At 66.3% G+C, this 20,721-nt stretch carries 18 protein-coding genes and 2 tRNA genes; 13 read left to right on the top strand and 7 right to left on the bottom strand.

Translation table 11 applies throughout. From position 1 onward, the window contains the following. Positions 1-53: 53 nt before the first annotated feature. From rsmG to rpmH, 6 genes are all read right to left on the bottom strand, one after another. Positions 54-734, bottom strand: a complete 681-nt coding sequence (rsmG, locus tag AB0M65_RS05075) for a 16S rRNA (guanine(527)-N(7))-methyltransferase RsmG (protein ID WP_364021600.1) — start codon at positions 732-734, stop codon at positions 54-56. 240 nt (positions 735-974) lie between these two features. Next, positions 975-1,532, bottom strand: a complete 558-nt coding sequence (locus AB0M65_RS05080; protein ID WP_364021603.1) for a R3H domain-containing nucleic acid-binding protein — start codon at positions 1,530-1,532, stop codon at positions 975-977. A gap of 30 nt (positions 1,533-1,562) precedes the next feature. After that, positions 1,563-2,669, bottom strand: coding sequence for a membrane protein insertase YidC (gene yidC, locus AB0M65_RS05085; protein ID WP_364021606.1), 1,107 nt, complete (start codon positions 2,667-2,669; stop codon positions 1,563-1,565). Between the two features lie 4 nt (positions 2,670-2,673). Then, positions 2,674-2,979, bottom strand: coding sequence for a membrane protein insertion efficiency factor YidD (gene yidD / locus AB0M65_RS05090; RefSeq protein WP_364021609.1), 306 nt, complete (start codon positions 2,977-2,979; stop codon positions 2,674-2,676). Positions 2,980-2,983: 4 nt separating this feature from the next. Further along, positions 2,984-3,394: a ribonuclease P protein component gene (gene rnpA / locus AB0M65_RS05095; protein ID WP_364021612.1), complete on the bottom strand. Its 411-nt coding sequence runs from the start codon at positions 3,392-3,394 to the stop codon at positions 2,984-2,986. A gap of 23 nt (positions 3,395-3,417) precedes the next feature. Continuing rightward, positions 3,418-3,561, bottom strand: coding sequence for a 50S ribosomal protein L34 (rpmH, locus tag AB0M65_RS05100; RefSeq protein WP_005154511.1), 144 nt, complete (start codon positions 3,559-3,561; stop codon positions 3,418-3,420). Between the two features lie 622 nt (positions 3,562-4,183). On the opposite strand from rpmH, the gene dnaA reads away from it, so the two are divergent. The 11 genes from dnaA (at position 4,184) to AB0M65_RS05155 (ending at position 18,423) form a co-directional block, all read left to right on the top strand. Next, complete coding sequence (gene dnaA, locus AB0M65_RS05105) at positions 4,184-5,815, top strand: chromosomal replication initiator protein DnaA (protein ID WP_364021616.1); 1,632 nt, start codon at positions 4,184-4,186, stop codon at positions 5,813-5,815. Between the two features lie 1,104 nt (positions 5,816-6,919). Beyond that, complete coding sequence (gene dnaN, locus AB0M65_RS05110; protein ID WP_364021619.1) at positions 6,920-8,053, top strand: DNA polymerase III subunit beta; 1,134 nt, start codon at positions 6,920-6,922, stop codon at positions 8,051-8,053. A gap of 38 nt (positions 8,054-8,091) precedes the next feature. After that, the gene (gnd, locus tag AB0M65_RS05115) at positions 8,092-8,982 is read left to right on the top strand and encodes a phosphogluconate dehydrogenase (NAD(+)-dependent, decarboxylating) (protein WP_364021622.1); all 891 of its coding nucleotides are present in this window, start codon (positions 8,092-8,094) and stop codon (positions 8,980-8,982) included. A 25-nt stretch (positions 8,983-9,007) separates the two neighbouring features. Next, the gene (gene recF / locus AB0M65_RS05120; RefSeq protein ID WP_364021624.1) at positions 9,008-10,162 is read left to right on the top strand and encodes a DNA replication/repair protein RecF; all 1,155 of its coding nucleotides are present in this window, start codon (positions 9,008-9,010) and stop codon (positions 10,160-10,162) included. A gap of 274 nt (positions 10,163-10,436) precedes the next feature. Next, complete coding sequence (locus tag AB0M65_RS05125) at positions 10,437-10,928, top strand: DciA family protein (RefSeq protein ID WP_364021714.1); 492 nt, start codon at positions 10,437-10,439, stop codon at positions 10,926-10,928. A 205-nt stretch (positions 10,929-11,133) separates the two neighbouring features. Beyond that, entirely contained in the window at positions 11,134-13,101 is a 1,968-nt protein-coding gene (gyrB, locus tag AB0M65_RS05130) for a DNA topoisomerase (ATP-hydrolyzing) subunit B (protein WP_364021627.1), read from the top strand. Positions 13,102-13,151: 50 nt separating this feature from the next. Then, positions 13,152-16,940, top strand: a complete 3,789-nt coding sequence (gyrA, locus tag AB0M65_RS05135) for an intein-containing DNA gyrase subunit A (protein ID WP_364021630.1) — start codon at positions 13,152-13,154, stop codon at positions 16,938-16,940. Between the two features lie 36 nt (positions 16,941-16,976). Next, a complete protein-coding gene (locus tag AB0M65_RS05140) occupies positions 16,977-17,654 on the top strand; it encodes a DUF3566 domain-containing protein (protein ID WP_364021633.1) in 678 nt (225 codons plus the stop codon). A 47-nt stretch (positions 17,655-17,701) separates the two neighbouring features. After that, positions 17,702-17,775: transfer RNA gene (locus AB0M65_RS05145), tRNA-Ile, on the top strand. A 349-nt stretch (positions 17,776-18,124) separates the two neighbouring features. Further along, positions 18,125-18,313: a DLW-39 family protein gene (locus tag AB0M65_RS05150; protein WP_061981622.1), complete on the top strand. Its 189-nt coding sequence runs from the start codon at positions 18,125-18,127 to the stop codon at positions 18,311-18,313. A 37-nt stretch (positions 18,314-18,350) separates the two neighbouring features. Beyond that, a tRNA-Ala gene (locus tag AB0M65_RS05155) sits at positions 18,351-18,423 on the top strand. 32 nt (positions 18,424-18,455) lie between these two features. Here AB0M65_RS05155 and AB0M65_RS05160 read toward each other — a convergent pair. Then, positions 18,456-19,322 (bottom strand): helix-turn-helix domain-containing protein, encoded by an 867-nt coding sequence (locus AB0M65_RS05160; protein ID WP_364021636.1) that lies wholly within the window; start codon positions 19,320-19,322, stop codon positions 18,456-18,458. Positions 19,323-19,398: 76 nt separating this feature from the next. Between AB0M65_RS05160 and AB0M65_RS05165 the strand changes: the two genes are divergently transcribed. Both AB0M65_RS05165 and AB0M65_RS05170 read left to right on the top strand, forming a co-directional pair. Then, on the top strand, positions 19,399-20,232 hold the full coding sequence (locus AB0M65_RS05165; RefSeq protein ID WP_364021639.1) for an alpha/beta hydrolase: 834 nt from the start codon (positions 19,399-19,401) through the stop codon (positions 20,230-20,232). A gap of 113 nt (positions 20,233-20,345) precedes the next feature. Beyond that, complete coding sequence (locus tag AB0M65_RS05170; protein WP_364021642.1) at positions 20,346-20,717, top strand: hypothetical protein; 372 nt, start codon at positions 20,346-20,348, stop codon at positions 20,715-20,717. Positions 20,718-20,721: the final 4 nt, after the last annotated feature.

Below are 20,721 nucleotides of genomic sequence, written 5' to 3' on the forward strand. Positions count from 1 at the left end.
CTCCTCTGTAATAGACGTGGGAGTCGGTCTGCGTTGTTTCACGTGGAACCGGGCTAGCTTCGCCTGCCGCGCGGCCGGGACGGTTTCGGAGGCAGACGATGGATCACGACGACCGTGCTGGGGACTTCAAGTACTTTCGCGCCGCACTCGAAGACCTCCGGCTCACCGCCGCCTGCCTTCCGGACGGCAACGCGATCGCGTTCGATTTCCTCTCCAGCACTCGCGCCTTTGAGGGCGACCAGAGCACCTTCGGAACGCACAAGCGGGAGGCACCAGCTCGCGAGCCGGGCCAACGGGGCGACCGCCCGGGCGGTGACAACATCCGCGCCACCGAGCTCGTCGCGCACCTGCCGCTCTTCCGCGCGCCCGCGGACAACGGTGATGGGGAGTTCCAGCTTCTCGGCAACCTCGGCCAGCCAGTCGACTCGGCGGGCCATCGGTTCGAGCAGAACGATATCGAGGTCCGGTCGGCTGATCGCGAGCGGTACACCCGGAAGCCCCGCACCCGACCCGACGTCGACCACCCGGGCGCCGTCGGGGATCCGCTCACCGATCACGGCGGAGTTCAGGACATGCCGTTCCCAGAGCCGGTCGACCTCACGGGGACCGATGAGCCCGCGTTCGACGCCGTGGTGCTCCAGGAGCTCGACGTAGCCGACGGCTTGCTCAAGGCGGTCTCCGAACACTTCCGACGCCGCACTCCGTACCGAGGCGGCGACCCCGTCCAAGCCCACTCTTGCTCCTCAACCCTCGACGTCGTTTCACGTGAAACGCGCACATTTGATTGTCCATGACGCCGGGCGCATTGCGGGGAGACAGACCGCAAGTGTGGACAACTCCACTCGCCGTTCGCGCGTTTCACGTGAAACGCCACGCGTGTAATTCGCTCCGCCGGTCGGGTCCAGGCTCCAACACCTACAGACAAAGAAGCGGCCCGCCGGAAGACCGGCGGGCCGCTGCTCTCAAGAGAACTGTCAGGCGGGGAAGATGACGACCCGGCGCTTCGGGTCCTCGCCTTCACTCTCACTCTGGACGCCGTCGACGGCGGCGACCGCGTCGTGCACGACCTTCCGCTCGAACGGGCTCATCGGCTGCAGCCGGACACGCTCGCCGGACGAGACCACCGTCTCGGCGGTGGAGCGGCCGAGTTCGCGAAGCTCCTCGCGACGGTCCGCACGCCAGCCCGCGACGTCCAGCATCAACCGGCTCCGCGAACCGGTCTCCTGCTGCACCGCCAGCCGGGTCAGCTCCTGCAGTGCTTCGAGCACGGTGCCACGCGGGCCGACCAGCTTCTCCAGATCCTCGCCACCGTCGATGCTGATGATCGCGCGGCCCGCTTCGACGTCGAGGTCGATGTCGCCGTCGTAGTCCAGAAGGTCGAGCAGCCGCTCGAGGTAGTCGCCGGCGATGTCGCCCTCCTTCACGAGGACGTCGTCGTCGACACCCCCCTTGCGCCCGGTCTCCTCAGCGGCGTCCGTTGCCTCTGCCGCACTGTTCTCCTCGGCGTCGATCGTGTCGATCGTCTCCGCCATTATTGGTCTCCTCTCCGGCCCGGATCGGCGTCAGCGACGCTTCCGGCCCGATTTCTTAGTCGAGTCCGAGATGAGACCGGGCACGTCGGTGCCGCTCTCCTTCGAGCCGTTCGTCGACGGCTCGGCTGACGCGTTCTTGTCGTCCTTCTTCTCCGCGGCGGACGAACCGGTCTGAGCGAAACCGTGCGGCGAACCTGCCTTGCTCACCTGACCGCCACCACCCTGCTGCTTGTTCCGCTTCTGCTGAACCGGCTTCTGGCCGGGACGAGGACCGGCGGGCTTCTGTCCAGGCTTCGGGCCGAGAGTGGCGCGCTTCTCCTTCTCGGCTTCCTTGCGGGCCTCTTCTTCCTTGTCGATCTTGGTGTAGACGAGGCGCTGCTGCATCAGGGTCCAGCCGTTGTTGGCGAGCCAGTAGAAGAGCAGTCCGAGCGGGAACAGCGCACCGAAGACGAGGACACCGAGCGGGAAGATGTACATCGTCAGCTTGTTCATCATCGCGGTCTGCGGCGTGGCCGACTCGGGGTTCTGACGCTGGACCGAGTGACGCGCGGTGAGGTGCGTGGCGATACTCGCGATGATCATCAGCGGGATCGCGACCGGCGCCACGTGCCAGTGGAAGCCCGCCGGGGCGTTGCCGCCGCTGACCACGCCGACACCGGTGTAGACGGCCTCGCCGAGGTTCGTCCCGAACAGCTTCGCGTTGACGTACGACTCGACGCCGGCCTGGTCGAAGAAGTAGTTCTCGGTCTTCGGGCCGCCGTACGGGTTGATGGTGAACATCCGCAGGACGTGGTTCAGGCCGATGAAGACCGGGATCTGAAGCAGCATCGGCAGGCAGCTGCCCAGCGGGTTGACGCCGTGCTCCTTCTGGAGCTTCTGCATCTCCATCGCCTGGCGCTGCCGGTCATTCGCGTACTTCTTTTGGACCTTCTTCATTTCCGGCGCGAAGTCCTGCATCTTCTTCATCGACCGGACCTGGTTCACGAACGGCTTGAACATGATGCCGCGGACCGTGAACGTCAGGAAGATGATCGCGAGAATCCAGGAGACCGCGTTCGCCTCACCGAACACAAGCCCGAAGACCTTGTGCCAACACCACAAGATGAAGGACACGGGGTAGTAGATGAAGTCGAGCACTGAGCTACTCCTCGATCGGTGTTTCAGGTCGGCGGCGGCGCCACGAGAACGTCTCGGGTACCGGGTCGCGGCCGGGCGGGGTCCATGGTCCACAGCGCAGCAAGCGCCGGACCGCGAGATAGGTGCCGCGGCCGGCGCCGTGCCGGGTCAGTGCCTCTACGGCGTACGCGCTACAGCTCGGGTAGAACCGGCACGCCGGAGGAAGGAAGGGAGAGATCGCCTTGCGGTACAGCTTGATGGGCAGGAGCAGGACCCATGCCACCGGGCCCGGCCGGGTTTCTTCGGTGGTCTCGTTCTCGGTGGCTCGCATGCCGTTACACCGCTGATCCGTTGTCGGGTGGTCGCGCCTGGCGGGACTTCCCGGTGACGGCGGAAGGCCCGGAGAGCCCGAGGCGCCGCAAAGACGCGTCGAGGTCCGAGCCGAGTTCCGCGCTGGACGCGTCCGCGGCCGGAGGTAGTGCCCGTACCACCAACGAGCTCCCCGGCGGCAGTGTTCCGATCCTCGCGGAAATGAGGTGCCTCAATCGGCGGGTGACCCGGTGGCGCACCACCGAATTGCCGACGGCCTTGCTCACCACAAAACCCGCCCGCGCCGCTTCGGCGGCTTCGGGCGGGTCCGTGGTCAACGCATGGACGACGAGGCGGCGCCTGCCTGCCTTGGCCCCACGCCGCATGACGGCACGGAAATCCTCACTGCGCCGCAAACGCGCGGCGGCCGGCAGCACGACGTCCCTCGACGGCGGCCGGATCAGGCGGACAGTGCGCCGCGGCCCTTGCGACGGCGAGCCGCCAGGATGGCCCGGCCGGCGCGCGTCCGCATCCGAAGCCGGAACCCGTGGACCCGGGCGCGTCGGCGGTTGTTCGGCTGGAAGGTGCGCTTACCCTTGCTCACGACTTACTTCTCCTGTTTCATCGGCCGCCGGGAGCGGTTCGACCCGTTCCTGGCGTGTCGTGCTGACGCACGGCAGTCTCTGGTGTCTCCTACCAACGTGTGGCCTCGTCACGTCGAGCGACGACAACGTGGGCACGCGAAACGCCCCCGCTGTATACGGGAGACCTTACGAGGGTACGCACTCATCTCCCGGGCTCGGCAGCCACCCCCTCGACCACGGACCGCGACCACCGTGAAGAGTGATCATCGACGACGCGAAGGCATCGAATGGCAACCCGCCGTACACCGTGAAATGCTTGCGCACGAGGATGTCTTGTGGCAGCGGTCGAGGCTTGTTAGCGTGCCTCTCCCGGACTCATCCCGAGGTGGAACGGCTTGGGCGCCCGGGTGTCCTTGGGATGTGGAGGCGTCCCGTCGGCCTACGTTGAGCCCGCAGGTGACGTCGCCGCGGGCCGCCGTACATTAGTGCACAGCTGTGGACAACTATGTGGATATTTGCTGTGCGCATGCGCTGATCGGGCCATGATGACGCTCGACCCGGCGTTTTGGGCGGTTGAGCGTTTCCGAGTGTTCGCTCCGGTGTCTCGCCGCACGCATTGATGAGGGGAGGGGAGTCAGGCAGGTGTCCGAGCACCAGCACAACCTTGGCGTCATCTGGGAGCAGGTCGTCCGCGAACTGTCCGATGGCACCCTCTCCCCGCAGCAGCGCGCCTGGATGCGGGTGACCCGCCCGATCGGGCTGCTCGACGGCACCGCACTGCTCGCCGCCCCCAGCGACTTCGCCAAAGAAGCAATCGAACGCGCCCTTCGCGGAGCGATCACCGAGGCCCTTTCGCGACGGCTCGGCCGCGCGGTCTCACTCGCGGTGAAGGTCGACAGCACCGAGACGAACACCCCGATGGCTCCCCCTTCGCCGGGACCTCGCTATGACGCGTCACCCGGCCGGGTGGAAAACGGTTCCGGCCCGGTACCCGGTACGCCACCTCCGCTGCCGGACGGCGACGGCATGCTGTCCCCGAACAGGCCGCGGCCCGAGCCGCCGAAACCCCGGCCGCCGAGGCAGCCGGTGGACAACAGCCTGAATGACGGCGATGACAGCGACGAAGAAGTCGACGAAGAGGGCGAGGCACTCGCCGCCGTGACCGAGATCTGGCCGACGTTCTCCGGGCAGCCGATCGCCGGCCAGCCCTACACCGCACCGGCGCAGCCGCAGACGTCGAAGACGAAGCTCAACGAGAAGTACACCTTCGATACCTTCGTCATCGGTGCCTCGAACCGCTTCGCGCACGCCGCCGCCGTCGCGGTCGCCGAAGCACCGGCCCGCGCGTACAACCCGTTGTTCATCTGGGGAGAGTCCGGACTCGGGAAGACCCACCTGCTGCACGCCGTCGGGCACTACGCCCAGCGGCTGTTCCCCGGCATGCGCGTGCGGTACGTGTCGACCGAAGAGTTCACCAACGACTTCATCAACTCGCTGCGAGACGACCGCAAGGTCGCGTTCCAGCGCCGCTACCGCGACGTCGACATCCTGCTCGTCGACGACATCCAGTTCCTGGAAGGCAAAGAAGGTACGCAGGAAGAGTTCTTCCATACCTTCAACACCCTCCACAACACGAACAAGCAGATCGTCGTCTCCTCCGACCGCCCGCCGAAGCGCCTCGAAACGCTGGAAGACCGGCTGCGCACGCGGTTCGAGTGGGGCCTCATCACCGACATCCAGCCGCCCGAACTCGAAACGCGGATCGCGATCCTTCGCAAGAAGGCCGCGCAGGACAGGCTCGCGGTCCCCAACGAGGTGCTGGAGTTCATCGCTTCGCGCGTCGAGGCGAACATCCGGGAGCTCGAAGGCGCACTCATCCGTGTGACCGCCTTCGCGTCACTGAACCAGCAGCCGGTCGACGTCGCGCTCGCCGAGATCGTGCTCCGCGACCTCATCCCGGATTCGCACGCGCCGGAGATCACCGCGCCGACCATCATGGGTGTCACGTCGGAGTTCTTTGACGTGACACTCGACGACCTCTGCGGGCCGGGCAAGACGAAGGCACTCGCGACAGCACGTCAGATCGCGATGTACCTCTGCCGCGAACTGACGGACATGTCGCTGCCGAAGATCGGGCAGACCTTCGGCGGCCGCGACCACACGACGGTCATGCACGCGGACAAGAAGATCCGCAAGGAGATGGCCGAACGCCGTCGCATCTACGACCAGGTGCAGGAACTGACGTCGAGGATCAAGCAGCGCGCACGGCAGTAGTGTTTTTATCGAGCGCTGACGTAAACGTGCCGAAGGGGCGTCGTTCAGCTTCCAACTCGGGTTGGGAGCGGAGGGCGCCCCTTCATCACGTTTACGTGGGCCTTCGGCCCAAGAGAGGGCGCTCGACGGGTGAAGTCTCCGTCGGGCGCGGAGCGCCCTTGGGGAGACCGTTCTGGTCACCGAGGTTGCCTCGTTCCCTCGTCTCGGCCACGAAACCCTTGGCGCACAAGGACTTCAGGGGCTTTCACCGTCCAGGTGGGAGCCCCTTTGCCGCGTTAGGAGCGGTGTAGGGGCGCGAAGGCCGGGGTACGTCGGAGATGTGGCGTACGTACGCGAAGGTGGCGAAGCACTCGTACGCGACCGAAGGATTTTCCTTTGTGCACAACAAAAATCCACATGGTGTGGGTAGTTTGCCCACAGCCCCAACGCGTACGGGACCAGCGACGATCGGGATTCCGTCCACATCGCACTCACAGGCAATCCACAGCATTTCCACACCATGATCCACACGCTGTCCCCAGGTTGTCCACATTCTGTGCACAAGGATTACCCAGACCGCCCCTGTCACTCTCCAGGGCGATTCCGGTCACGAAGCCGGCCCACAGACCTGGGTACAAATCACCGCACATCTGGGGATAACCATGGGGACAACTCGGGCCGTCTGTGGATGGATCGAGCCCCGCCCGAAACCATCCACGGATGGCCCGAGTTGTCCACCGGTCGCACACACAGGCCGTCCACACCTCCGGACGGCCCGCGACCTGCGCGAACGAGGCTTGTCCACACAATCCACAACGCCTATTACTACTGCTGTTCTTAGTTCTTCTTAAGAAGGGAATAAAACAAAAACAGGCGAAGGACGAATCTGGGGACAGCCGGTGAACCGTGTCGTCTTGTCGACAAAAGCAAGAGGAGGCCGAGGTGACGCGGACCCCGGGGACGGCCTAACGTGGGTCCCTGCACCTGGTCTGCGTGTCGACGTGCGTTCGCGTCCTCGCTCGGACCGAACGAACCTGCGAGGCACCTGGCCATCGCGCTCTCCGGCCGCGGTGACCCGTTGAGCTTTCGAGCCGTCAGGGGCTCGGCTGTCGAAAGGAAGCGCGCATGAAGATCCGCGTCGAGCGTGACGGGCTGGCCGACGCCGTCGCGTGGGTGGCGAGAAGCCTCCCGTCGCGGCCTCCGGTCCCGGTTCTGGGCGGTGTCCTGCTCGATGCGGGATCCGACGGGACGAGTGACGCACTCACCGTCTCCGGATTCGACTACGAGGTCTCCGCCACGGTCGGGGTCCCGGCCACGATCGCCGACGGCGGCCGCCTGCTGGTGTCCGGTCGTCTGCTGGCCGACATCACCAAGTCGCTACCCGCGCAGCCGGTGGAGATCTCCGTCGACGGCGCCCGCGCCACGATCACCTGCGGCTCCGCGCGCTTCTCCCTGCCGACCATGCCGGTCGAGGACTACCCGCAGCTCCCGTCCCAGCCCGCCTTCGCCGGCGAACTCGCCGGCGACGCCTTCGGCCAGGCCGTCACGCAGGTCGTCGTCGCCGCGGGCAAGGACGACACGCTCCCGATGCTGACCGGGATGCGGCTGGAGATCTCCGGCTCCTCGCTGACAATGGTCGCCACCGACCGCTTCCGGCTCGCGATGCGGGAGTTCACCTGGGAGCCCGCCGAGGGCCTGTCCGACGCCGCCGTGCTCGTCCCGGCCCGCACGCTCGCGGAAGCCGCGAAGACACTCGGCGCCAGCGGTGCCAAGATCCGCCTCGCGCTCGCCAGCGGTGAGGGCCTCCTCGGCCTCTCGGGTTCCGGCCGCTACACGACGACCCGGCTGCTCGACGCGGAGTTCCCGCCGTACCGGCAGCTGCTGCCCGCGCAGCACACGTCGCGTGCGGTCATCGAGGTCTCCGCGCTCGCCGAGTCGATCAAGCGTGTTTCGCTGGTCGCCGAACGTGGCACTCAGGTGCGGCTGGAGTTCAACGACGGGTCACTGCGCCTGTCCGCCGGTGGCGACGACGAAGGTTCGGCCGAAGAAGAGCTTCAGGTGGACTACGAGGGAGAGCCGGTGACCATCGCGTTCAACCCGGGTTACCTCGTCGACGGCCTCGGCGCGCTGAGCGCGAACCGCGCCGAGCTCACCTTCACCACGCCGAACCGGCCGGCGCTGATCAAGCCCGCCGACGAAGAGGGCAACGTCGTCCCCGGCTACCTGTACCTCCTGATGCCGGTTCGCCTCCCGGGCTGACCGGCCGCCGTTTCTGTTTCGCACCAAAGGGGATCTTCATGGCTCAGCTGGGACTCATCGGCCTCGGCAAAATGGGGTTCAACATGCGTGAGCGGCTGCGCGGCGCCGGTCACGAAGTGGTCGGCTACGACCGCAACCCGGATGTCACCGACTCCACGTCACTCGAAGACATGGTGTCCAAATTGGACGGTCCGAGGATTGTCTGGATCATGGTGCCCGCCGGTGAACCCACCCGGCAGACCGTCGCGGAGCTCGGCAACCTGCTGTCCGATGGCGACCTCGTGATCGACGGTGGCAACTCGAAGTACACCGACGACAAGATCAATGGCGACCTGCTCGCGACCAAGGGCATCGGCTACCTCGACTGCGGGGTGTCCGGTGGGGTGTGGGGCAAGGACAACGGCTACGGCCTGATGGTCGGCGGAGCGGCTTCAGACGTCGAGAAGGCCATGCCGATCTTCGACGCGCTTCGCCCCGAGGGCCCGCGCGAAGAAGGCTTCTCGCACGCTGGCGCCGTCGGCTCCGGTCACTACGCGAAGATGATTCACAACGGCATCGAGTACGGCATGATGCAGGCCTTCGCCGAAGGTTTCGAGCTTCTCGAAGCCGCGAAGGTCGTCGAGAACGTGCCCGCGGTGATCAAGGGCTGGCAGCGGGGGACCGTCGTCCGCTCGTGGCTGCTCGACCTGCTCGTCCGTGCCCTCGACGAGGACCCGGAGCTGGACGACCTCGAAGGCTACGTCGAGGACTCCGGTGAAGGCCGGTGGACTCTCGAAGAGGCGATCAACAACGCCGTCCCGGCACCGGTCATCTCGGCCGCGCTGTTCGCACGGTTCGCCTCGCGCCAGGAGGACTCCGCCGCCATGCGGGCCGTGGCCGCGCTGCGCAACCAGTTCGGCGGGCACTCGGTCAAAAAGGTCGGCGGCTAGGCGAGCGGCTCAGTAGACAAGCAGGGTGTACTTAAGACATCTCCAGGTCACCGACTTCCGGTCCTGGCCACAAGCCGATCTCGCGCTCGAACCCGGCCCGACCGTCCTCGTCGGACAGAACGGCCGCGGCAAGACGAACCTCCTGGAGGCGATCGGCTACATCGCGACCCTTGGCTCGCATCGCGTCGCGACCGACGCGCCGTTGGTGCGGCACGGATGCGAACGCGCGCTGATCAGGGTCGCGGTGGTCAATGACGACCGCGAGCTGACGGTCGAACTGGAGATCACCCCCGGCAAGGCGAACCGAGCGCGGGTCAACCGCGGCGCGGTCGGCAAGCCGAGGGACGTACTCGGGATCCTGCGCACGGTGCTGTTCTCCCCGGAGGACCTGGCGCTCGTACGCGGCGATCCCGGGGAGCGACGCCGCTTCATGGACGAACTCCTCGTGCTGCGCGCGCCCCGGTACGCCGGGGTCCGCGCCGACTACGAGAAGGTGCTGAAGCAGCGGAACGCCCTGCTCAAGACGGCGGGCAAGCGGCGTACGGGGCGCGAAGACCCGTACGCGTTGTCGACGCTCGACGTCTGGGACGACCACCTCGCGGTGGCCGGGGCGGCGTTGCTGGCGGCCCGGCTCAACCTCATCGCGGACCTCGCGCCGTACGCGGCCGCCGCGTACATGGGGGTCGCGCCCGATTCGAGACCGGCGACGATCGCGTACAAGTCGAGCCTCGGCGAAGCGATGCCGGAGGGTTACGGCGCTCCGGACGGACCTCGCGCGGACGAAGCGGTACTCAAGGAAGTGCTGGTCGAGGCGCTGGGCCGGTCCCGGAACCTGGAGCTGGAGCGTGGGGTGAGCATGGTCGGCCCACACCGGGACGAGCTCGATCTCATCCTCGGCGACGCACCGGCCAAGGGTTATGCGAGTCATGGGGAGTCCTGGTCGTTCGCCCTCGCCTTGCGTCTGGGAAGCTACGAGCTTCTGCGTGGCGAGGCCGGGGAACCAGTGCTTCTCCTGGATGATGTGTTCGCCGAGCTGGACCGGCGTCGCCGGGCCCGGCTGGCGGAGGTGGCGGCCGGCGCCGAACAGGTGCTGGTGACCGCCGCCGTTGACGAGGACGTACCCGCCGAACTGGCCGGGCACCGGTTCCTCGTGGCCGATGGTGAGATCAACCGAGGGTGACTTCGCGAAGCGGACACCCCGGGTGATCGGCGCCACAGCAGTTGCCCACCGATCTGGGGACAAACCTGTGGACAGTGTGGATAACACCGTGAACGCGTTATCGCCCCGCGTGACCAAGGGGCCTGAAAAGCGGCTTGACGCCCCCCGCAAGGGTGGTAATCCGAGTGAGGGAGGGCTGTTCGATACGCAGGGTGACCAGCCCTCAGTACCGAACGGCGCAACCGATACCGAAGGCAAGGGCGCGACTACTGGTCGTGACCTCGCCCATGCCGCGCTGGAGGCCGCGAAGGCCAAAGCGAAGGCACGCGGAGTTGAACCGGGGGTGCGCCGCGTCCGTATCTCCGGAGGAGGGGCCGGCGCGAACGGCCAGAGCCCGCGACGTCGTCGCTGGTCTGGGCCGGGTGCCGACACCCGCGACCCGCAGCCGCTCGGCAGGCTCGCCTCGCGGATCGCGGTCGACCGCGGCTGGAACACGCGGCTGGCCAACGGGCAGGTCTTCGGGAACTGGGCGCGGCTTGTGGGTGACGAGGTCGCCGAACACGCCCAGCCGGTGGCCTTGAAGGACGGCGAGCTGACCGTCCGCGCCAGCTCGACGGCGTGGGCAACGCAGTTGCGACTGCTCCAGGGGCAGTTGCTGACGAAGATCGCGGCCGGTGTCGGGCACGGCGTGGTGAAGAGGATGCGGATTCAGGGCCCGACGGCGCCCAGCTGGCGAAAGGGACCGCGGCACGTCCCGGGACGCGGCCCGCGTGACACGTACGGCTGACCCGAGTTGCGCTTCGCCGCGCCTATGCCATCAGGGCCCCGAGAACGCGCCCAGAGTGCTTCGCGGACGTCAAGACTCTTCTTCGAACGAATTAGCGCGTCTGTGAGCGAATCAGGGGTGTCCTTGCCGCATGTCAGCGGACGCGGCCAAGTACACTGGAGATGAGCGAGCGTCCGCTCGGGCTAGACGAGGAGAATCAACGCCTGTGACCGAGAACAAGAGCGAGTACAACGCGTCGTCGATCACGGTGCTCGAAGGTCTCGAAGCCGTCCGCAAGCGTCCCGGTATGTACATCGGTTCCACCGGTGAACGCGGCCTCCACCACCTCGTCCAAGAGGTGGTCGACAACTCTGTCGACGAGGCGATGGCAGGCCATGCCACCAAGGTCGAGGTTACCCTGCTGGCCGACGGTGGGGTGCGGGTCGTCGACGACGGCCGAGGCATCCCGGTCGACATGCACCCCAAGGAGAAGAAGCCGACCCTGGAGGTCGTGCTCACCGTGCTTCACGCGGGCGGCAAGTTCGACAGCGACTCCTACGCTGTGTCCGGCGGTCTGCACGGCGTCGGCGTCTCCGTGGTGAACGCGCTGTCGAAGACACTGCTCGCCGAGGTCAAATACGGCGGCCGCAGCTGGCGCCAGGAGTACACGAACCAGCTTCCCGGTGAGCTGGAGGACCTCGGTCCGGCCGACAGCACCGGGACGACGATCACCTTCTGGGCTGACGACGACATCTTCGAGACCACGACGTACAGCTTCGAGACGATCTCCCGGCGTCTTCAGGAGATGGCCTTTCTCAACAAGGGCCTGACCCTTTCGCTGCGCGACGAGCGCGTCGCCGACGAAGAGACCGAAAAGGACGCCTCCGGCCAGCCGGCCCGGGTCAAGGAAAAGACCTACTGCTACCCGGGCGGTCTCGAAGACTTCGTCAAGCACATCAACGGCAGCAAAGACCCGATCCACGAAAGCGTGATCTCCTTCGAGGCCAAGGGGACCGGCCTCGAGGTCGAGGTCGCCATGCAGTGGAACAACGGCTTCACGCCGTCGGTGTACACCTTCGCCAACACGATCAACACGCACGAGGGCGGCACGCACGAAGAGGGCTTCCGCGCCGCGCTCACCCGCGTCGTCAACGCGTACGCGCGCGAGAAGAAGCTGCTCAAGGAGAAGGACGCCAACCTGACCGGTGACGACGTGCGCGAGGGTCTCGCCGCGATCGTCTCGATCAAGCTGGCGGAGCCGCAGTTCGAGGGCCAGACCAAGACCAAGCTGGGCAACAGCGAGGCGAAGACGTTCGTGCAGCAGACGTCGAACGAATGGCTGGCCGACTGGTTCGAGCGCAATCCCACCGAGGCGAAGACGGTCATCAACAAGTCGATCTCCTCGTCGCAGGCGCGGATGGCCGCCCGCAAGGCGCGTGACCTGGTCCGCCGCAAGGGTGCGCTGGAAATCGGCGGATTGCCCGGCAAGCTCAAGGACTGCCGGTCGACCAACCCGTCGGAATGCGAGCTCTACATCGTCGAGGGTGACTCGGCCGGTGGTTCGGCCAAGGAAGGCCGCGACTCGATGTACCAGGCGATCCTGCCGATCCGGGGCAAGATCATCAACGTCGAGAAGGCCCGTATCGACCGCGTCCTCAAGAACACCGAGGTCCAGTCGCTGATCACCGCGCTCGGCACCGGTATCCACGAAGAGTTCGAGATCGAGAAGCTGCGCTATCACAAGGTCGTGCTGATGGCCGACGCCGACGTCGACGGCCAGCACATCACCACGCTGCTGCTCACTTTCCTGTTCCGGTTCATGACCCCGCTGATCGAGCACGGGCACGTGTTCCTCTCGCGACCGCCGCTGTACAAGATCAAGTGGCCGCGGGCCGAGGCCGAGTACGCGTACTCCGACCGGGAACGCGACGCCGTCATCCAGGCCGGTGTCGAGGCGGGCAAGCGCCTCCCCAAGGACGACGCGATCCAGCGCTACAAGGGTCTCGGTGAGATGAACGCCGAAGAACTGTGGGAGACCACGATGGACCCGGCGAACCGGCTGCTCGGCCAGGTCACCCTGGACGACGCCGCGCAGGCCGACGACCTGTTCTCCGTCCTGATGGGCGAGGACGTCGAGGCGCGCCGCTCCTTCATCACGCGTAACGCCAAGGACGTGCGCTTCTTGGACGTCTAGTACGTCCCCGCTTCGTTGTCCCCCAGGACTGCTCCCACGAGAAGGACCTCATGACGGAAACCTTGCCGCCGGCTCCGGACCACGACCGGATCGAACCGGTCGACATCCAGCAGGAGATGCAGCGCTCCTACATCGACTACGCGATGAGCGTCATCGTGTCGCGGGCGCTGCCGGACGTGCGAGACGGCCTCAAGCCGGTGCACCGCCGCGTGCTGTACTCGATGTTCGACTCCGGCTTCCGCCCCGACCGCGGGTACAACAAGTGCTCCCGCGTCGTCGGCGACGTGATGGGCAACTACCACCCGCACGGTGACTCCGCGATCTACGACGCGCTGGTGCGGCTCGCCCAGCCGTGGTCGATGCGGTACCCGCTGATCGACGGACAGGGCAACTTCGGCTCGCCGGGTAACGACCCCGCGGCCGCCATGCGGTACTGTGCTTCTGCAAATACCCGTGTCAAGCTGGCAGACGGCTCGACTGTCCGAATCGGTGACATCGTTCCTGATGCCCAGCCGAACAGCGACAATCCGATCGACCTCAAGGTCCTGGACCGCAACGGCGATCCAGTGCGGGCCGAGATGTTGTTCCACTCTGGCGAGCATCCGACGCTGAAGCTCGCGACCCGTGAGGGCTACGAGCTGACCGGCACGCACAACCACCCGGTGCTGTGCCTGGTGAGTGTGCTCGGTGTGCCGACGCTGATGTGGAAGCTGCTCGAAGAGGTCAAGCCGGGCGACAGCGTCGTCATGCAGCGCACGGACGCCCCTGCCGACGGCATGACCGAGGTCCGTAAATGGGTCGAGGGTCTACTGGCCGGCGCGTTCGTCGCCGAAGGTTTCGTGTCGGAAGGGCGCGCAGGCTTCAACAATGTCGATGAAGCGTTCTTCAACTACGTTCGCGACGCATACGACCATGTCGTGGGTGGCCGTCGCTATGTCAGCAGCCGCGAGATCGCGTCCGGTTCGGTTCTGCACGAGCTGGACATTCAAGACCTCTCCGAGCTGAGGCAGAGCGTCCTCGGCGAATTGGTCGGCCTCCGCAGCGCGGACAAGCGTGTCCCGGAGTTCGTTTGGACGGCAGGCCGCACGGTCAAGCAGGCGTTCCTCATCGGGCTGTTCACGGGCGACGGTTCATGCTCGGTCCTGCCGCGTGACACCGTGCAGATTTCGTACTCCACGATCAGCAAACAGCTTGCCGCCGACGTTCAGCAGCTGCTGCTGGAATTCGGCATCGTCTCGCGGCTGACCAGCTACGAGAGCGGCGAGTTCAAGGTCTATATCGGCAACCGCCGTGACGCACGGCTATTCGCCAGCCGCATCGGCTTCCACAGCGCCAAGCAGCAGAAGCTCGAAGCGATCCTGGACGGCATTCCGGTCGACTCGCGGGCGATGTCGTCGGATCACGTGCCGTTCGTCGGCGAGTACATCCGGGCGAACGGTGCGAGCCGTTGGACCGAGCGGGACTGGCTGCGCCGCAACAACGTCGACCGGATCGGGCGCTGGGAAGCGCGTCGCGACGAGATCAGTGAGCACATCACCGACCCCGAGGTGCTCAATGTCGTAGAACCGTTGGTGGATGGGCGGTTCTACTACGCCGAGGTCAAGTCGATCACGGACGCCGGCGTCCAGCCCGTGTACAGCATCCGGGTCGACACCGACGACCACGCGTTCATCACCGACGGTTTCGTCAGCCACAACACCGAGTCCCGGCTGGCGCATCTCGCGATGCACATGCTGCAGGACATCGAAGAAGACACCGTCGACTTCTCCGACAACTACGACGGCCGCACCCAGGAACCCGACGTCCTGCCTGCCCGGTTCCCGAACCTGCTGGTCAACGGTGGTTCCGGAATCGCGGTCGGGATGGCGACCAACATCCCGCCGCATAACCTGCGCGAGGTCGCGGACGGCGTCAAATGGGCGCTGGAGAACTTCGAGGCGACCGACGACGAGCTGCTCGCCGCGTTGCTGGTCCGGGTCAAGGGCCCCGACTTCCCGACCAAGGCGATGATCCTCGGCAACTCCGGTATCGAGGACGCGTACCGCACCGGCCGCGGCTCCGTGCGCATGCGCGCGGTCGTCGAGGTCGAAGAGGACGCCAAGGGCCGCACGATCCTGGTCGTGTCCGAGCTGCCGTACCAGGTCAACCCGGACAACCTGGTCGAGAACATCGCGAACCTCGTCCGCGACGGCAAGCTCACCGGTATCGCCGACATCGCCGACGAGTCCAACAGCCGCAGCGGGATGCGCATCGTCGTCACGATCAAACGTGACGCCGTCGCGAAGGTCGTGCTGAACAACCTCTACAAGCACACCCAGCTTCAGCAGAACTTCGGTGTCAACATGCTGGCCCTTGTCGACGGCGTGCCCCGCACGCTGCGCCTTGACCAGATGATCCGGCACTACGTGAAGCACCAGATCGAGGTCATCGTCCGCCGGACGCGGTACCGGTTGCGCAAGGCCGAAGAGCGCGCCCACATCCTGCGTGGTCTGGTCAAGGCGCTGGACATGCTCGACGAGGTCATCGCCCTGATCCGGCGGTCGCCGTCGGCCGAAGAGGCCCGGCCCGCACTGATGAGCCTGCTCGACGTCGACGAGATCCAGGCGACCGCGATCCTCGACATGCAGCTCCGTCGCCTCGCGGCACTGGAGCGGCAGCGGATCATCGACACCCTCGCCGAGATCGAACTCGAGATCGCCGATCTCAAGGACATCCTCGAGAAGCCCGAGCGGCAGCGCTCGATCATCGCCGAGGAACTCCAGGAGATCGTCGACAAGTACGGCGACGACCGGCGCACCAAGATCATCCCGTTCGACGGTGAGGTTTCGGTCGAAGATCTCATCGCGGTCGAGGACGTCGTCGTCACCATCACCCGCACGGGTTACGCCAAGCGGACGAAAACCGATCTGTACCGATCGCAGAAACGCGGCGGCAAGGGTGTCCAGGGCGCGACCCTGAAACAGGACGACATCGTCCAGCACTTCTTCGTCTGCTCGACGCACGACTGGATCCTGTTCTTCACGAACAAGGGCCGCGTCTACCGGGCGAAGGCGTACGACCTGCCCGAGGCCAACCGCAACGCGCGCGGCCAGCATGTCGCGAACCTGCTCGCGTTCCAGCCGGACGAGAAGATCGCCCAGGTCATCCAGATCGCGAACTACGAGGTCGCGCCGTACCTGGTGCTCGCGACCCGCCGTGGCCTGGTGAAGAAGACCAAGCTCACCGACTTCGACTCCAACCGCGCGGGCGGCCTCATCGCGGTCAACCTCCGCGAAGGTGACGAGCTGGTCGGAGCCGTGCTCGCCGCCGCGGAAGAAGACCTGCTGCTGGTGTCCGCGGAAGGCCAGTCCATCCGTTTCCACGCCACCGACGAAGCCCTGCGCCCGATGGGCCGCGCCACCTCCGGCGTCCTCGGCATGCGGTTCAACGACGGTGACGAACTGCTCGGCATCAACGTCGTCCAGCCGGACAAGTTCCTTCTCGTCGCCACCGACGGCGGCTACGCCAAACGCACCCCGACCGACGACTACCCGGTACAGGGCCGCGGCGGCAAGGGAGTGCTCACCATTCAGCATGACCGGAAACGTGGCAGGCTGGTGGGCGCGGTCATCGTCGACGCCGAAGACGAGCTTTACGCGATCACCTCCAGCGGTGGAGTGATCCGGACTTCGGCCGGACAGGTGCGCAAGGCAGGCAGGCAGACGAAGGGGGTGCGGCTGATGAATCTCGGTGAAGGAACCACTCTTCTCGCGGTCGCACGCAACGCGGACGAGCCCTCAGACGTCGCCACTGCAGGCAGTGCTGAAGGAGAAGAAGACACGCCGGCGTCGGAGCAGTGAGCGACGCCCCACGTACTGGGTAAGGACTGACACCTCGTGACACCATCCGAGAAGCCCGAAGCAGGCGGCGCGCAGGCGGGTTCGTCGAGCCCGCCTTGGCAACGCGACAGCGCCGGGGAGGTCGACGGCTCCAGCGAGCAGACGATTTCCGTGTCTTCGATCGCCACCGAAGACGTGGCCTACTCGGAATCGAAGCAGGACGCGAAGACCGACTATCACGGGGTCAGTGGCACCGCCGCGAAGAAGCTGTTCGGCGATGGCGGAGAGGGCGACAAGCCCGCCTCCGCCATCCCGTCCGCCTCCCGCACCCGCGCCACCCCCACCGCGCTCCGCCGCCCCGGCCGCGGACCGCGTCGCGCCAGCCTGCAGATCAAGCGTTTCGACCCCTGGTCGGTACTGAAACTGTCCCTCGTCCTCGGCGTCGCACTGTTCTTCGTGTGGCTCGTCGCCGTCGGCGTCCTCTACACCGTCCTCGACGGCATGGGCGTCTGGGACAAACTGAACGGGACTTATTCGTCGCTAGTCGGCGGCGAAGGTGCCGACGCACCGGCGGACCCGTTGATCAGCGCGGGCCGGGTCTTCGGCATCGCCGCCATCCTCGGCGCGATCAACATCGTGCTGATCTCGGCGCTCGCCACCGTCAGCGCGTTCATCTACAACGTCTCCGCAGACCTTGCCGGAGGCCTCGAAGTAACCCTTTCCGAACGAGAGTGACCCGGTTGCGGGACGCCGAAAGGCGTCCTGTAATCTTCTCCTCGTTCGGGCCCATAGCTCAGGCGGTTAGAGCGCTTCGCTGATAACGAAGAGGTCCCAGGTTCAAGTCCTGGTGGGCCCACTCCGAAAGCCGGTTCGCGATTATCGCGAGTCGGCTTTTTTGTTACGCCCATGGTTTTCCCTCTCGGTGAGGGACGGCGTGATCAAGGTCATGGGATACCGGGAAGCGCGCCGGGCGTGTCGGTGTTGTACCTACTGGTCGGTGTGCCGGGTTCCGGGCTCACCCAGCGTTGTCAGGGGGGAACGCGGTGCGCCGACCTTGTCAGGGCCCTGCCGGACTTCTCTTCCCGGCAGGGCTTTTGTCATCACGTGGTTCCACGTGGAACGTCGGGCGCCAGCCGTCCGGAGATCGGCGTGCAGTAGCATCGACGGGTAAGCGGAGCAACTCGGCGGAGAAGAGGGGGCTTCTGATGAAGAAGCTGTTGGCACTCGCGGTCATCGCGGGCGGCGTGCTTTTCGTGATCAAGCGCAACAAGGCTGCCAAGGCCGAGGCCGATCTCTGGCGTGAGGCGACCGCGCCCACGGAGCGTCCGCTCGGTTCCGTTTCCACTAACGGAAGCGCTCCGGCCAAGGCCGCGGACGCGTCCCGCAACAACTGAACTTTTCGCGGGCGACTATCCTGATCGCCTGCGATCCGGGGCTGTAGCTCAATTGGTAGAGCACCGCCTTTGCAAGGCGGGGGTCAGGGGTTCGATTCCCCTCAGCTCCACAACGTGACGAACGGCCTGGCGGGAGGATTTCTTACTCCGGCCAGGCCGTTCTGTTTCCCGGCCGACCGCGAGAGGGCCAGCCCCACGCGATGTCGTCGACCGCGAGAAACGGTTCCTTGACCACGGTCGCGGGGGTCAAACCGGTGAACGCCATGATGTCCCGGTGTAGGTGGGACTGGTCCGCGTAGCCGCTGTCGGCGGCGATTCCGGCCGCGTCCCGGCCCGCGACAAGGCCGTGGACGGCGTGGTCGAAGCGGACCAGTTTCGCGGCGCGTTTGGGTGGCAGGCCGATCTGCGCTTGGAACCGGGACCACAGGCGTTTGCGGCTCCAGCCGAGTTCGGTCGCTAGGTGTTCGACGCGGACCATGCCACGGGTGGCGGCGATATGGCGCCAGGCCCAGGCCACCTCTGGGGACACCGGCGACGCGGCACAGCGGCGGGCGAGCCAGGCGTCGGTCCACGCGAAGCGTTCCTCCCAGGTGGAAAGGTCGCCCAGTTGCTCATTGAGCCGCGCCGGTTCCCTGCCCCACAGGTCGTCGAGGGTCACCACGGTGTTTTCGAGGTCGGCGATGGCAGCACCCAGAACCGCGTATGCGACCAACGGTGACAGGCGCACCTGCAGGCACTGGAAGCCCTCGACCCTCAGTGTGCGGAGGGCTTCGCCGAATCCGAGCCCGGTGACGAAGCTGCCCCGTTGTTGCCTGCCGGTCGCGTCCTCCACGGCGATCGTGCCGCCGAACACCAGAATCAGGGTCACGGCCGGATGTGGGATCAGCCGGAAGCCGGGTGGAGTGATGCCGCGGTCGCGGAACCCGGCCATCGCTATCCCCGGCACGCGGCCGGCTTGTTTCGGGCAGGCGATGTCCCACAACATCCCGTCATCCCGGCCGGCCCCCATTTCGCCAGGGTACCCACGACGGCAGGCGGAACATTTGTTCAAGCCACCGGCACCGGACGGCGGCGACAGTGCACGTATGACTGTTTCCGAAGACGAATCGCGTGCCGACGAATCGACGCTGCTGCTGGACGACGGCGAGATTCACGTGTACCAGGACGGCCCGCTTGACGCACCCGCCTTGCTGCTCGTCCACGGGACCGCGGCTTCGGCCCGCTCGTGGGAGCCGATGGTTCCGCTGCTGACCGGGTCCCATCGGGTCATCCGGATTGATTTGCCGGGGTGCGGCCGGTCGGCCAAACCGGCCGGTGGGAGTTACGCGGTCCCGGACCAGGCTCGCGTAGTCGGCGCGGCCTTGGACCGGCTCGGAGTCGAGTGCGGGATCGTGGCCGGCCATTCCAGCGGCGGGTCGGTCGTCACCGCTCTCGCCGAGCAACGACCCGGCCTGGTGACCGCGCTCGTGCTCATCAACTCCGGCCCCGACATGGCCGCCTATCAGGGAGAGGGTGCCGCCATCGACCCGGAACAGTGGCCGAAGCTCACCGACGAGCAGCTCCGCCAGGCCGTCGCCTCCGGGTTCGCTCCGGGCTATCGGATCCCCGGATCGTTCCTGGATCAGGTGCGTGACATGGACCTCCATGTCTTCGCGGCGGTCTCGCAGGCTGTCCCCGCGTACCTGAATGAGCGCGGGCTCCCGGACCGGCTGAAGACTCTCGGCAAGCCGCTGCTGGTGATCTTCGGCGAGGAAGATCTCAGGTGGCGTTCCTCGTCCGCCGCCGCGTACCGCGCCGTTCCCGGCGCGACGGTCGAGATGCTGCCGGGCCTTGGGCACTCACCCAACCTCGAAGATCCGGCGCGGACCGCCGTGCCCCTTTTGGCCTTCACCGCGAGCCACGTCCCACAGGCCGATTGAAAAGCGATTCGGAGGCGTGACCCTCGTCACGAAGACGATGTCCGCGAACACCGCTTCCAGCCAAGTCAACGCTGCTTACATGGGGGTGGAACTCCGGACAGCGAGGGGGCATCATGATCGGTTTCGAAACCGACCTCGACGATCTCAGGGCGTCGAGCAAGGAACTGGCGAAGGCCGCTGACCTGACCAGCGCCACCCATACCGGTGTGAGAGGGCAGGACGTGCCCGCTCCCGATCCGATCACGGGCAGTGTCATGCCCGGCCTTTTCGCGCCGAACACCGCGTTCGGGAAATCCCTTGGCATGCGTGGTGTTTCGGCGGCCTACGAGGAACACCGCGCGGCCGTCGAGAAGATGCTCGCGAAGCTGCACCGCAGCACGCAGGACGCGAGCCAGGCGTTGGCGAGGGTCGCCGAACTGTACGAATCCGTCGACGAGGACAACAAGCAGCGGATGAACCGCGCGGCGTACGGGGAACAGGGGTAGCGGC

This window comes from Amycolatopsis sp. NPDC051071 (assembly GCF_040682875.1).
In the GTDB taxonomy this organism is placed as follows: Bacteria; Actinomycetota; Actinomycetes; order Mycobacteriales; family Pseudonocardiaceae; genus Amycolatopsis.

Bases quoted from the DNA above. Each gene is read 5' to 3' on its own strand.
- AB0M65_RS05080 (WP_364021603.1), bottom strand. From the start codon at position 1,532: ATGGCGGAGACGATCGACACGATCGACGCCGAGGAGAACAGTGCGGCA.
- AB0M65_RS05170 (WP_364021642.1), top strand. From the start codon at position 20,346: ATGATCGGTTTCGAAACCGACCTCGACGATCTCAGGGCGTCGAGCAAG.
- gyrA (WP_364021630.1), top strand. From the start codon at position 13,152: ATGACGGAAACCTTGCCGCCGGCTCCGGACCACGACCGGATCGAACCG.
- yidD (WP_364021609.1), bottom strand. From the start codon at position 2,979: ATGCGAGCCACCGAGAACGAGACCACCGAAGAAACCCGGCCGGGCCCG.
- dnaN (WP_364021619.1), top strand. From the start codon at position 6,920: ATGAAGATCCGCGTCGAGCGTGACGGGCTGGCCGACGCCGTCGCGTGG.
- AB0M65_RS05160 (WP_364021636.1), bottom strand. From the start codon at position 19,322: ATGGGGGCCGGCCGGGATGACGGGATGTTGTGGGACATCGCCTGCCCG.
- AB0M65_RS05150 (WP_061981622.1), top strand. From the start codon at position 18,125: ATGAAGAAGCTGTTGGCACTCGCGGTCATCGCGGGCGGCGTGCTTTTC.
- gnd (WP_364021622.1), top strand. From the start codon at position 8,092: ATGGCTCAGCTGGGACTCATCGGCCTCGGCAAAATGGGGTTCAACATG.
- AB0M65_RS05165 (WP_364021639.1), top strand. From the start codon at position 19,399: ATGACTGTTTCCGAAGACGAATCGCGTGCCGACGAATCGACGCTGCTG.